15 protein-coding genes are annotated in these 12,105 nt (G+C 37.1%); 13 read left to right on the forward strand and 2 right to left on the reverse strand.

What is annotated here, in order from left to right; all coding sequences use genetic code 11:
- Window positions 1-394 precede the first annotated feature (394 nt).
- The 4 genes from RHOW815_RS03910 to RHOW815_RS03925 are packed head-to-tail and all read left to right on the forward strand — an operon-like array spanning window position 395 to window position 1,580.
- The gene (locus tag RHOW815_RS03910) at window positions 395-580 is read left to right on the forward strand and encodes a hypothetical protein (RefSeq protein ID WP_215217042.1); all 186 of its coding nucleotides are present in this window, start codon (window positions 395-397) and stop codon (window positions 578-580) included.
- 27 nt (window positions 581-607) lie between these two features.
- Entirely contained in the window at window positions 608-1,141 is a 534-nt protein-coding gene (locus RHOW815_RS03915; protein ID WP_215217043.1) for a hypothetical protein, read from the forward strand.
- A 47-nt stretch (window positions 1,142-1,188) separates the two neighbouring features.
- The gene (locus RHOW815_RS03920; RefSeq protein WP_215217044.1) at window positions 1,189-1,434 is read left to right on the forward strand and encodes a hypothetical protein; all 246 of its coding nucleotides are present in this window, start codon (window positions 1,189-1,191) and stop codon (window positions 1,432-1,434) included.
- On the forward strand, window positions 1,431-1,580 hold the full coding sequence (locus tag RHOW815_RS03925) for a hypothetical protein (protein WP_215217045.1): 150 nt from the start codon (window positions 1,431-1,433) through the stop codon (window positions 1,578-1,580). The genes RHOW815_RS03920 and RHOW815_RS03925 overlap by 4 nt, the downstream gene beginning before the upstream one ends.
- 212 nt (window positions 1,581-1,792) lie before the next feature.
- Here RHOW815_RS03925 and RHOW815_RS03930 read toward each other — a convergent pair whose 3' ends face one another.
- Entirely contained in the window at window positions 1,793-3,196 is a 1,404-nt protein-coding gene (locus RHOW815_RS03930; protein WP_215217046.1) for a hypothetical protein, read from the reverse strand.
- Entirely contained in the window at window positions 3,193-4,554 is a 1,362-nt protein-coding gene (locus tag RHOW815_RS03935) for an AAA family ATPase (RefSeq protein ID WP_215217047.1), read from the reverse strand. Before RHOW815_RS03935 ends, RHOW815_RS03930 begins: the two co-directional genes overlap by 4 nt.
- A 257-nt stretch (window positions 4,555-4,811) precedes the next feature.
- Between RHOW815_RS03935 and RHOW815_RS03940 the strand changes: the two genes are divergently transcribed.
- From RHOW815_RS03940 to RHOW815_RS03980, 9 genes are all read left to right on the forward strand, one after another.
- Window positions 4,812-5,822 (forward strand): Lpg1974 family pore-forming outer membrane protein, encoded by a 1,011-nt coding sequence (locus RHOW815_RS03940; RefSeq protein WP_215217048.1) that lies wholly within the window; start codon window positions 4,812-4,814, stop codon window positions 5,820-5,822.
- A 548-nt stretch (window positions 5,823-6,370) separates the two neighbouring features.
- Window positions 6,371-6,883, forward strand: coding sequence for a hypothetical protein (locus tag RHOW815_RS03945; RefSeq protein ID WP_215217049.1), 513 nt, complete (start codon window positions 6,371-6,373; stop codon window positions 6,881-6,883).
- A 91-nt stretch (window positions 6,884-6,974) separates the two neighbouring features.
- Entirely contained in the window at window positions 6,975-7,409 is a 435-nt protein-coding gene (locus tag RHOW815_RS03950; protein ID WP_215217050.1) for a hypothetical protein, read from the forward strand.
- An 84-nt stretch (window positions 7,410-7,493) separates the two neighbouring features.
- Window positions 7,494-8,330 carry a hypothetical protein gene (locus RHOW815_RS03955; protein ID WP_215217051.1) on the forward strand — a complete coding sequence of 279 codons (837 nt, stop codon included), beginning with the start codon at window positions 7,494-7,496 and terminating at the stop codon, window positions 8,328-8,330.
- Window positions 8,331-8,397: 67 nt separating this feature from the next.
- A complete protein-coding gene (locus RHOW815_RS03960) occupies window positions 8,398-9,237 on the forward strand; it encodes a hypothetical protein (RefSeq protein ID WP_215217052.1) in 840 nt (279 codons plus the stop codon).
- Window positions 9,238-9,270: 33 nt separating this feature from the next.
- Complete coding sequence (locus RHOW815_RS03965) at window positions 9,271-10,128, forward strand: hypothetical protein (RefSeq protein ID WP_215217053.1); 858 nt, start codon at window positions 9,271-9,273, stop codon at window positions 10,126-10,128.
- Window positions 10,129-10,515: 387 nt separating this feature from the next.
- Window positions 10,516-11,361, forward strand: a complete 846-nt coding sequence (locus RHOW815_RS03970; protein WP_215217054.1) for a hypothetical protein — start codon at window positions 10,516-10,518, stop codon at window positions 11,359-11,361.
- Window positions 11,362-11,611: 250 nt separating this feature from the next.
- A complete protein-coding gene (locus RHOW815_RS03975) occupies window positions 11,612-11,779 on the forward strand; it encodes a transposase (RefSeq protein WP_215217055.1) in 168 nt (55 codons plus the stop codon).
- 142 nt (window positions 11,780-11,921) lie between these two features.
- Window positions 11,922-12,105 (forward strand): hypothetical protein (locus RHOW815_RS03980; protein ID WP_350339771.1); only part of this gene is annotated, 184 nt, incomplete at its 3' end.

Here is a 12,105-nt window from a genome sequence, read left to right on the forward strand (position 1 = left end):
CAGGGCTTACGCATGAAGAATTTCCTTTGCACCTACCAGATCTAATAAATAATCTTTACGACATGATGCATAGATGTGCTGATAATATCATGAAGGCTATCATAGTTGATTGCGCGTCTTTCTTGGGTCTGGTAATTTCAAAAAATGCATCATAATAGATGAAGAATGAATGAATCCTTCCATTGAGGATCGTATTCACGAAGTACATAAGTAATATTTCCTCTATCTTCGTATACAGTACATGGCCCACAGTCGCTGAATTTCGTTCCTTTGAGAAATCTATGACAGAAAAATCTTTACTTTAACTTGATGCTTTTTTTATCATTCCTCGAAAAACAATAGCAACCTGCATCTTTACTACAGGATTTTTTATTTCACGCTTAAGAGGACCTTTATGAGTATTTCCCCCGCCACACCATCTACAAGTTTTTCTTTCTATCCCGAGATAGATTTTGAAGAAGGGCAAGTAGTCCCCCCTAACGGAGGGAATGAAGAAGATCAAGTGGAGTCTTCAAGTCAACCTGTCCCCCTAAAAGAGCGTATGTGTGCAATAGCTGATCGCATGGGTTATCGATTCTAATCCGCCTGGATTAACCTACCGCTCAATATGCCAAGAGAGTTTGCAGATGCAGATTATGAGCGAACAAAGAGAATAGTTTTTGCAGATAAGCCCAGGCCTTTTGCAGAAATCAAGCAAGAGGTTTTGGGTTATTCAGAATGGGATTTAATGAGCTGGGGAACTCGACTAGAGAAAAAATATATAGAGCTCTACAGCGATCCTGAATTTCGCAAAGCCAAAGCCAAGGAATATGCAGATCGGAGATACAATCCCCAAAACGAACAAGAAAATGAGGAAGAGTGGCTCGTCCTTTCTTTCTGCAAACAAGAGCTCCACGATCTGTATCGAAAAGAACCAAAATATCTAGACACAAGACATATTGATCTTTGGATCATCAATGGCCACAACAAAGCTGCGCTTGCTCAACATAGAAAGGAGTGGGATAAGTTGACTCCATCAGAAAAAGTCGAAAAGATTTTTGGGAAGCGAGATAAATACGAAGTTTCTGCTGCTGTTGCTACGGCTGCTAGCTGTTTTTTTTTATGCCACGCTATGTATCAATATTTGTCATCACAGCGATAGCCATCTATTTTTTTAAAAAATATCGATCTTAAAGGAGCTTAGTTTAAATGATTTTACAAACAATAAGAACTTGCCTTCCCGAAGGAGTGCGAACAGACCAACAAGATTTACTCATTGGAGATACTTGTCTTGCGTTAACAGATAAAGAACGAGAAGAAATAGAGAACCTCAATTTTGAAAATTATCAGTACAACTCTCCACAAAGAGCAGAAGTATCGGCTAGAGTTGCTGATGCAGCCTATAAAGGTCAGCTGGTAGGGGCTGCTAAAGGAGCAGCTGTCTCTACTCGATGACTCAAAGAGAAAGAAATCGAATCGATAGCGAAATAGGGACGGCTTTATTAAATATAGAGGAAATTTCAGACGAAGAAATCGAAGATTCTCGTGAGTTCTTAACGGCAGTTGCTAAATTGCCAAGATTATTGAGACCAACTGGATAATACACAAATGGGTTTTATTGTTTGGGATCAGTACCTGTTTTCTCTGCTTCTTGAAAGCTTCTAACCGCAGCTTGATAATTTCCCTGTTTGAAATTAAGAATTTATAAAAATTTGTTTTTTAATAAGAATGCTCTCTAAACGACACATGGATGCGATTATAATTAAGTATTTGGAAAAAATCTATGTATTTCCCAACCTGTAAATCTTATTTCTTAAGATATTTGAGTATAATTGTTTCCCAGGAATCCAGGATTGAGATAGATGACATATTTTGTTTGATTATTTGTACCTGCTTTTTCTTCCCATCTGTCGATTAGACCAATGTTTTTGCAAACCTGAAAAGAATCTGTAACTTTTTTAAGAATTTCTTTTTTACGTCCGGATTTGATGTAATTTTCTAGCTTTAACAGAAGAGGAAGCGTGTCTTGATTAAGCTCTATTTTTTTTTGTTTATTGCTTAAAGCTCTTAGACAAAAATCTCTTAATGAATTCATGGCGGAGGTAACTTTTCTAGGGTCTCCACCCGCTGCTTTGGCCATGCGTTGGTGAATATCTTTAGGATATAAAACGTATTTCGATTCGATTTGATGAATAAATAAAGGATTGAATTTAATTAAAAACTTCCCCTTCTTTCTTCTTACTTCAGTATCACCGTGTGCGACTAAATCAGCTTCCTCTTCACTCATGCTTGAAAAGATACGATCAACCAGGAATAAAGGTTGATATTGTTCTATGCGATCTACTACGATTCTACCTGTCTTATTTTTCGTTCTCCACTCGTAGATAATCAAGTGCCTTGCATTTTGTGCTTTTTCAAGGATATCCTCTATGTTACTTATTTCTTTTCCGCTAAAGTCCACTTTTTCTAAATAAGCTTGATAAAGTTCATGAGGCTCTAATATCAAACTAGGTATCTTTTCTTCTTTTTTCCCGTAATCAGCAATCGTATAAGAGGAGTTCCCCGTATAGTAATTAGATTGACTAGGATTGAATATTTGACTTTTTTCATGTAATAATCGACAAAGAGCGTTTACAAGACGGTCTTCAGCTGCGGTAAGGTGAATTCCTACTTGAATGGTTTGTTCTTGTATTTCTTTATTTTGTGTGATGTTATTTTTCAGTTCTATATTTTCAATAAGTGAAAAGATGTGTAGTGGGTCTTCTGTAGATTTGAGATATTTGAGCTGTTGATCGACGAGATGACCTGATTTTTTAAAGGTATTACTTTTTTCTTCGCTTTCTAACCATTGAATAATTTGTGTGCGGTTTTCAGTGATGTACTTTAGAAAGTTAAGCTCTTTAATCGATTCTTCAATAGATTTGCATTTAGCGTTTTTCTCTAACCATTCTTCTTTTTGTTTTTTAGATGGGTTTGATTTAAGAAAGTCTTTCCATTTTAAATCTCTCTCTTGAGGTTTTTTTAATTTTTTAAAAAAATCTTCAACAAGGGCTTGATCAATAAAAGGGAATTGACGAAGGGTTTTTACATCTTCTGTTGTGAAACTCAAGACTTGTTCTGCATTGATATTCCCCCAATCTTCTTCTGGAAAGAAGTCTTTATCCGCAGAACAAGAGTCCATTACAACTTCTTTAGAGGGTTGTGTTTTTTCTTTCATCTTTTTTTAAAGATTGATTGGTTTGGATCTTGAGCAAATAAAATTCCATCTTCATCTTTTTTTAATCTTAAAGAGGGTAAAATAGCAGTGAAGTTAGATTTAACATAGCGCAGGATAATTTGATCCAATTCATACTCCTCTTCTTCAGAGTTAAGCGTTTTACGTATCTTTTCTAAATTAGCTTGCCACCTCACCCCGTCTGTAATGGCGCTAGAACCTCTTGCCGCTCCCTGGTCTGTATTTCGAGCTGCCTGAGCGTTTTTGCTCATGTGGTGACCGAATAAAACGGTTGGATGACCTTCAAGTTCGAGTGTTAGTCTTTCTAAAAGAGCAATAAATCGCGTAGCTGAAGCGTTGTCTGTTTCAGCATCTGCTCCTAAAAATCGGGATATGGGATCTAAAATAATACAAGACCATCCCTCTTTCGGTTCTTTTTCTTTTAGTTCTTGTAACAATAGTTCGTAAGCCTGCGTCGGCTTTCCTTTGTAAATAAAAGAAGAATCTAATCCGTTGAAAGAAGCCACCGCTAGTCTTGTACTGGCTTCTAAAAGAGGGTTTTTATCAAAAAAAGAAGTCTGTTCTCGAAACAGTTTTTTTACCGTCTTCCTGAGTAACCGATGGATGTCTTCTTCTGAATTTTCTCCCATTCCCATGAAAACATAGCCTGTTTTTTCAACTGGATATTTTCCAAGCCAGGGTATTCCTGTCGTTATAGAAATAGCGAGTTGTGCTAGAGCATGCGTTTTTCCAACACCGCCTGATCCCACTAACATTCCAACGATTCCTTTTCTAATAAAAGCTTTGACATATGATCCTTCCATATAGTTGATTAGTCGAGGCATTTTCGGGGCTTCTTTTAAGAGAAAATTAACGGATTGTTCGCTAATGAATTTCATTTGAAAAGAAATCAATTTTTGGGAAGATAGTGTTTTTTCCATACCCTCAGCCCATTCTAAAGCTCTCTTCAATTTTTCTTTTTCTTGGATAAGCTCTAGAAACTGCGTTTTTTGCTCCGGCGGTAGTTGTAAACTTTCCACGCTAATCTCTGATAATTCATCGAGTTGATAGGTATGAATAATGGATAAGATCTTATGATCTAATGTGAATAGTTTGTCTCTAAAATAAGAAGCATTGTGAGCTTGTCGGATAGAATCAAAGGTATGATCGTCTTCTAAATCGATTTTTCGAATTTTAATATCCGGAAGATGTTTAATAATTTGCTTGAGGGTTTGTTCTTTTTGAAAAGGAAACACGTAACCAATTCCGTTATAGAACCCACCTATTTCGTAAAATTTGTCTTGCAAGGGGCGCAAATTTCTTCCATGTGGCAATAAAATTAAATAGGATTGGCGTGTCATTTATTGCTCTCTTAAGTGTATACAAACGTGTTCATTTAACGTGTTAAGTGATTTTTTTAATACATTGTTGTATTTTTTTTATACATATGTTTCTATTAAGTATAAATATAACGGTGCTCAATGACAAATACAATTCCATTTTCTTTAGCAAGTGGATGCTTGACCGATAATAGTCAATAAAGCAGCTTATGCAAACAAACTAACTATATTGAATCGTAAAGGAAAAAAAGTTGCAGTCATTATTTCTCTATAAGCATTTGAAATATTTTATACTTAATCTGTGTGCTATTCCTATAATGACGAATGCAGGGGAGTTCCATGGACATTTAGAAGAGTGTTGCGATGTATTACTCGTAAAAAACCCAGAAACACAACAAAACATAGTCGTTGATTACTTACTCTTTAGAGCAATAGAAGATACGCTTAAATATGGAGAAACCAACTTTCGTTTGATTCCACCACCGTCTCATGATATTGAACAAGATTTCAGCTATAATCCTGGAATTCGAGTAACTCTTAACATTCCTACTTATGACTATTGGTTGCTAAGTGGTTCTTGTACCTATTTTCGAGCAGATCCTTCGAGAGTTACCTCTGATGATCCAACCGGGAACATTTTTGCGAATTTAGTTGCTCCTACCTATTTTTCTCCAGTGAACCAACAAGTGTCCCATCTTTCTGGTAAATGGGAATTGAAAATGCAAATATTCGATGTCTTATTCAAAAAAGGGTTAATGATCGGTAAATCTTTTATCATAGAGCCTTTTTTCGGGGTTCAAGGATGTACCATCAAACAAAAGGTTGATGTGCATTACACATTTTTTAAACCTAGAACCTCGCTTAGACCTCCTCAAAGTGTAAAAGGGATAAGTCGAGTATCAGGTGTCGGTCCAGAATTAGGAGCCGAATTTAGGATGGTTTTCCCTTATCGGATTAGTCTCTTTGCAAGAGGTGGATTTTCCTGTTTATTAGGTTCTTTTAAAGGGCATACCGATTATGGAGATTTGCTTGGTTGTTCTTCATCTTCTACACAGATATCTTTAAAAGATCACAAATTACGCCTTTTTTCCTCTATGCTATTACAAATAGCACTTTCAAAATGGTGGTGCACTTCACGCAGTTCTGAACTAGAGTTGACCTTGGGATGGGAAACACAAATTTGGTCGCGTCAAATGCGTATGAACTGGTTTAGCACGCTAGCTTCTCCTTCAGAGGGATCAGACCTTACTCTACATGGACCTTTCGTCAGGTTTTCTCTAAGTTTCTAGTATACCCGTTTACATTCAAATTAAGAGTTTGAATATATTAACATTTTTATACAAAAGATAACATCTTCTTGCAAGATAGAGCAGTTTTTTCAAAAAAACCCAGTTATGCAATTCTTAATTTGAAATCAAAGTAGGGAAATCTAAAAAGAGCAAAATAAATTTGCTCCTTTTAGAGTTAAGTAAAGCGCTTATTCTAACCAGTCATTTATTACTCAAATCTCCTAAAAATACTTTTTTTAAGACGTTTTATCGAACGCTTATCTTAAGATTAAAGGACATCCATTTTTCTTGTTTTAAGCATTTCAATTTTCATAATCCCCTTATCATTATTTAATATTACAACCAGTTATTGTTTTGTTTATTTGTAATACTTTAATATAAAATATATGTAGATATTTTAACTTTATATGAGATAAAAAATAAAATATAAAAAACTAATGATCTCTAGCATCGAGTGTTGAACATTAAATTACTATCTACTCCGCAAAGCTGGTTTAGTAACTCTATTTTAATGAATTTTTCCTAGCTTCTTTACAGAAGAGTAAAAAATGGCATTTAGCTGTGATCCTTTTCCTCCTAGTCAATTTGGTACTATCACCTTGACAGGATTAACCAGTGGCGGAGCTATTTCTCCTGATGCAAACGGTAACATTAATTTAGGTGGGGGAAACATTGCTGTTATTGGCAATTCTGCAACGAATACACTAGCCTTTTTTACGCCTGACATTAAAGGAATTACTTGGGTAGATGTAACTTCATCTCCCATTCAAATGTCAGTGAACACAGGTTATATGGATAATTTTTCTGGATCCACTCTATATAAGCTGCCTGCTTCATCAGCTTTTGGAGATGTGTTATTCATAGTAACGGCTGGAACAGAGAATAACGGATGGGTGCTCAATATGGCACCAACTCAACAAGTATATCTCGGAGCCACACAAACAACATTCGGCGGAGCAATTACTTCTTTAAATCCTGGTGATACTCTTTACCTTGTATGCAGTCAAGCAAATATAAGATGGGTAGCCATATCTTTTACTGGGAATTTTGGTAGTACATAAGACTCTTAAGATTATTAACAGTAGGCTCACTATATGAAATAGTGAAGTTGTTTATAAATTAAAACATAATAAAAAGAGAAACAAATGGCAAATGCTATCAATTGCAAACGGTAATATTAATTTAGGTGGGGGAAACATTGCTGTTATTGGTAATTCTGTAACGAATACACTAGCCTTTTTTACGCCTGACACTAAAGGAATTACTTGGGTAGATGTAACTTCATCTCCCATTCAAATGTCAGTGAACACAGGTTATATGGATAATTTTTCTGGATCCACTCTATATAAGCTGCCTGCTTCATCAGCTTTTGGAGATGTGTTATTCATAGTAACGGCTGAAACAGAGAATAACGGGTGGATGCTTAATATGGCACCAACTCAACAAGTATGTCTGGGAGCCATACAAACAACATTCGGCGGAACAATTACTTCTTTAAATTCTGGTGACACTCTTTACCTTGTATGCAGTCAAGCAAATATAAAATGGGTAGCTATATCTTTTACTGGGAATTTTGGTATTACATAAAACTCTTAATATTACTAACAGTAAGCTCAATATATAAAATAGTGAATTTGTTTATAAATTATAATATAACAAAAAGGGAAACAAATGGCAAATGCTATCAATTTAAACCAGACTGGAATTGTTGCTTATAACAATTCCACTGGTGTTTTCTTTGGTCGAACTCTTACTTCGACAGGAAGCACGGTTACCATTACTAATCCCAATGGTGTTAATGGGAACCCTAATTTTGAGGTTAATTTTTCTGGAACTAACATTAATAGCTTCACTGGCGTTCTAAGTGTAACAAATGGCGGTACCGGTAATTCTACTTTTCCTACAAATAGCATCCTAATTGGGAATGGGTCGGGCCCTATTGGAAGTATTCCAGCGGGAACAAATGGCCAAGTACTTATTGGAACAACGGGTAGTCCCGCAGCTTTTTCAACTTTAACACTATCTGGAGGCCTTACACAAACTCAAGGAGCAGGGACTCTTACTCTAACAGCACCTCCTATTACAATCACAGGAAGTGGTGTTACTGTAACCGGTAGTCCTGTTTCTTTAGGCGGAACGGTTTCTCTAACGGTCACAAATAGTGGAATCACTTGGGTCAATGTTACAGGGACAACCCAAACAATAGCGACAAATACCGGTTATATTGCTAACAATGCAGCCCAAGTTGTCTTCAATCTTCCTGCTACAGCAGCTATCGGGGATACATTTTACATAACAGGTAATGGAAATGCAGGTACAGCTGGATGGAAAATCAACCAAAATGCGGGTCAAGAGATCTTCTTTGGTTCTTCAACAACCTCAGTTGGAACTGGAGGATCTCTTACTTCTACAAACCAATTAGATAGCATTCGTGCCGTTTGCATAGTTCCAGGTTTTGCCACGATTTGGAACGTAATAAACAGTATTGGAAACATTATCGTGGTATAAATTTTGAGTTAATTTTTTTAATAACTAGCGACTACAGAAGTATGAATGGGTAATAGCACTAACTAACATGGTAAAAACAGCAAACGCGATCAATATACCAGCATCTTCTAGCATACCAGCAATGACGCTGGGAAGTGGAAATAATTTTTTTGGAACTAATACCCTGGATTGCGAAGGGTCTGGTGCATTTGGGACTTTTGCAGGAACGGCTGCTCCTACTAATGGAATCATTGTTAGTGGGTTTTTAGGAGTGGGAACAGCTACTCAGTTCTTAACAGGATCTACAGCAGAATTTGTGGGAACGTCGCCAGCTGTTGAGTGTGATGTTACACAGACATCCTATGTAGGAAGCAACGCTACTAATGCGTCAAGTTTATTGCAGTACACAGCAAGGGGAACAGCGTTAACACCAACAGCTAACCAAAGCGGAGATCTTTTAGGAGTATGGGGAGCAAGAGGTTATACAGGATCTGCTTTTACCACTACCTCTAAAGCAACCATTTCTATGATAACCACCCAGGCTTGGACTGCTACAAATAACGGGACGGCAATCACTTTTTCTGTGACGAAAAACGGGACTACAACTCTTGGAGAAATAGCTCGTATCATCAATACAAATACGACAAATACAGGTCTTGCCATCACTGATTTAGGATCAGGGTTATTAGTTAAGGAGGGTTTGAATGCTCGGATGGGGATAGTTATGTTGGTTGCAGGCATAGCTATCGTGTTGAATAATACGGTTACAGCAAACACACGGATTTTTTTAACAAATAGCGGAATAGGGATAAACGTAGGACAATTAACTATATTAGCACGAATACCTGGGGTTAGTTTTACTATTTCATCTAACCTGCTAACCGCTGCTGTTTCTGTTGCTTGGTTAATGATAGAACCTGCTCCTTAAGAAACATAATAAATAAGGCTAGATGTACCTAAAATGCCAAAGATAGCAAATGTAACCAATACACCTGTTTCTTCTTCTGTTCCTTCTTTAACGCTAGGAAATGCAAATAACTTTCTTGGGGCTAACTCATTAGATTGCAAAGGATCTGGGGCTTTTGGAACTTTTGCAGGAATGGCAGCTCCTATAAATGGATTAGTAGGCAGTGGTTTTTTAGGGGTTAGAACTGCAACACAATTCCTAAGTGGATCTACTGCAGAATTTTTCATGCCAACCACTTCATCTGAATGCAACATTGTACAAACAACTTATGCAGGGTCAGGATCTGCCAACGGATCAAACCTTATTCATTTTACAGCACGAGGCACAGCGCTAGCGCCTACGGCTAATCAGATGGGAGATGCATTGGGAATATGGGGAATAAGAGGGTATAACGGCACTGATTTTGTAACAACCTCCAAAGCTTCTATCACCATGTTGGCAAATGAAACATGGACAACGAATGCTAACGGGACGGCAATTAGTTTTCAAATAACTCCTCCTAATTCAACAACTCCATCTGAGATTGTTCGTGCTCTTAGTACAAGTGCTTCTATTTCCGGATTAGCGATTACTAGGGCCGGATCAGGTTTTATGATCAAAGAAGGAGCAAATGCTCGGATGGGAATAGCTAGATTAGTGCCCCTTTTTTTAGCTCCTTCTAGTGTTACAGTAGCTAATAATACAGTGACTCTTAACACGCGTATTTTTCTTACAAATAACAATCCTTCTGGTTTAGCTCTTGGAGAGGTGTTTGTGGCATTAGTAATACCGGGGGTTAGTTTTACCATCGCCTCTATTGCTATGGGGGATACTTCGAGTATTGCATGGCTATTAGTTGAGCCAGCTCCTTAGATGATCTTGCTACAATAAATGGGACACAAAGAACCCGAATAAATTAAAACAAATTTATTAAAGAGGTTCTTATGAGAAAGCAAAAAAAAATCGATATCCCGTGATTCTGAAGTTCCTATGGGAACTTTAGCTTAGGTGGATTCAAGAATTTAAAGAGCAAGGAGAAAAGATCTTTCCTGGATCAGGCAAGATCAAACCCTGCAATGAAGAGATGTATCACCTTCGTAAAGAATTAGCAGATAGGAAACAGGATAGAGAGATCTTAAAAAAGGCTATGGCCATCTTCTCACGGCCAAGAAAATTGGCAAAAAGAACCAAAAAGTTTTAAAATTACCATCACACTTTGGGACTAAATATCTTAGATAATAGGTAAATAAAGAATGTAAAATGGTAACAATAACAAACGCAATAAATATTTCGGCCTCTTCAAATTTAACCTCTTTAACTTTAGGGAATTCTAATAATTTTCTAGGGATTAATACTTTAGATTGCAATGGGTCAGCAGCTTTTGGCACCGTAGCCGGAACTACAGCGCCTCCAAATAGTTTGGTTATCTCTCCTTTTCTGGGAATAGGAACAGCTACACAATTTCTATTAGGATCTACTGCGGAATTTGTTATGCCAACCACCTCTACAGAATGCGATCTTGTACAAACATCCTATGTAGGAAGTAGTGCTACTAATGCATCGAATTTGATTCATCTCACAGCAAGAGGAACTGTATTAGCCCCTACAGCTAATCAAAGAGGTGATATTCTGGCAGAATGGGGAGTAAGGGGCTATAATGGCACTGGTTTTGCTGCTGCATCAATGGGGTCTCTTCTCATGAAGGCAAATGAGAATTGGACAACCACTAGTAATGGAACAAATATTTCTTTTCAGGTGACATCTAATATAACAAACACTCTAAGGCAAGTCGCTACTATACTAAATAGTAGTGCCTCTATTTCAGGGGTTGCCATTTCAGAACTAGGTGCGGGCTTTTTAATTAAAGAGGGCAGTAACGCCAGAATGGGAGTTGTTACTCTATCAGCTGGGACAGCTACAGTGCTGAATAGCACCGTTACAGCAAATACTCGTATTTTTTTGACTGTTAATAGGCAGAGTTCTCTGAACCTTTTAGGATTCTTACGCGTAAGTGGAAGAACACCAGGAGTCAGCTTTAGTATCTCAACCGGTATTGCTTTGGATTTTGGTTCAGTAGTAAGTTGGTTGTTGATAGAACCTATCTAAATTCTAAAACTTTACTTATATTTCCCATTTGAATAGCAATAGGGACTGATTTTTTTAATTTAAAAATGGGAATAATTTTATGCATCACTCACATTCTCAAACAGGTAATAATCCTCCTTATTAAAAAATGAATCTTTATAAATTCTTAATTTGAAATAAGATTAGTATACACAATGAACCTATCTTGAATTGAATATAAATTTTCGCTATGACACCTGATCTTTTTATTTTTTAACTAAAGACAGATGACATGAGCAAGCAAGGATTAAATGAAGAACAGTTTAAAATACTCGAACCTCAAATGGAAAAATGGGTAAATCGTAACCATTATGGAAGAAAATTAGCGCCATGGAGACCTGTAGTGAATACTATTTTCTGGGTGCTTCGGACAAGGAGCTCCTTGGAAAGATGCACCTAGAAACAAGGAGTTTTCTCATTCCTCAACAGCACACGCATGGCTTGGAAGAATGCAATCTGCTGGATTTTTAGATCAATTTTTAGAAGAGCTGCTTAAGCTTGCCAACAGCTGGGGTGTATTGATGCCCAGAGACTCTCTGTAGATGGTTTTTTTTTCCAGCGGATGCGGAGGAGGAGAGCAAGTTGATTATGGCTACAAAGGTAAAGGCGTGACATCGCATTTACTGTTAGAAAAATCAGGAAAGCCTCTTGCAATCACTTTTACATCAGCATCCGGGGATGAGAAAAAACAAGTGATCCCTCTGCTTAGGAAAGTCATTCCCTTCA

Origin of the sequence: Candidatus Rhabdochlamydia sp. W815 (assembly GCF_018642185.1) — a bacterium.
Classification (GTDB): domain Bacteria; phylum Chlamydiota; class Chlamydiia; order Chlamydiales; family Rhabdochlamydiaceae; genus Rhabdochlamydia; species Rhabdochlamydia oedothoracis.

What these genes read in the sequence shown, in the direction of transcription:
- RHOW815_RS03910 (WP_215217042.1), top strand. Translation starts at nt 395, where the DNA reads ATGAGTATTTCCCCCGCCACACCATCTACAAGTTTTTCTTTCTATCCC.
- RHOW815_RS03915 (WP_215217043.1), top strand. Translation starts at nt 608, where the DNA reads ATGCCAAGAGAGTTTGCAGATGCAGATTATGAGCGAACAAAGAGAATA.
- RHOW815_RS03920 (WP_215217044.1), top strand. Translation starts at nt 1,189, where the DNA reads ATGATTTTACAAACAATAAGAACTTGCCTTCCCGAAGGAGTGCGAACA.
- RHOW815_RS03925 (WP_215217045.1), top strand. Translation starts at nt 1,431, where the DNA reads ATGACTCAAAGAGAAAGAAATCGAATCGATAGCGAAATAGGGACGGCT.
- RHOW815_RS03930 (WP_215217046.1), bottom strand. Translation starts at nt 3,196, where the DNA reads ATGAAAGAAAAAACACAACCCTCTAAAGAAGTTGTAATGGACTCTTGT.
- RHOW815_RS03935 (WP_215217047.1), bottom strand. Translation starts at nt 4,554, where the DNA reads ATGACACGCCAATCCTATTTAATTTTATTGCCACATGGAAGAAATTTG.
- RHOW815_RS03945 (WP_215217049.1), top strand. Translation starts at nt 6,371, where the DNA reads ATGGCATTTAGCTGTGATCCTTTTCCTCCTAGTCAATTTGGTACTATC.
- RHOW815_RS03950 (WP_215217050.1), top strand. Translation starts at nt 6,975, where the DNA reads ATGCTATCAATTGCAAACGGTAATATTAATTTAGGTGGGGGAAACATT.
- RHOW815_RS03955 (WP_215217051.1), top strand. Translation starts at nt 7,494, where the DNA reads ATGGCAAATGCTATCAATTTAAACCAGACTGGAATTGTTGCTTATAAC.
- RHOW815_RS03960 (WP_215217052.1), top strand. Translation starts at nt 8,398, where the DNA reads ATGGTAAAAACAGCAAACGCGATCAATATACCAGCATCTTCTAGCATA.
- RHOW815_RS03965 (WP_215217053.1), top strand. Translation starts at nt 9,271, where the DNA reads ATGCCAAAGATAGCAAATGTAACCAATACACCTGTTTCTTCTTCTGTT.
- RHOW815_RS03970 (WP_215217054.1), top strand. Translation starts at nt 10,516, where the DNA reads ATGGTAACAATAACAAACGCAATAAATATTTCGGCCTCTTCAAATTTA.
- RHOW815_RS03975 (WP_215217055.1), top strand. Translation starts at nt 11,612, where the DNA reads ATGAGCAAGCAAGGATTAAATGAAGAACAGTTTAAAATACTCGAACCT.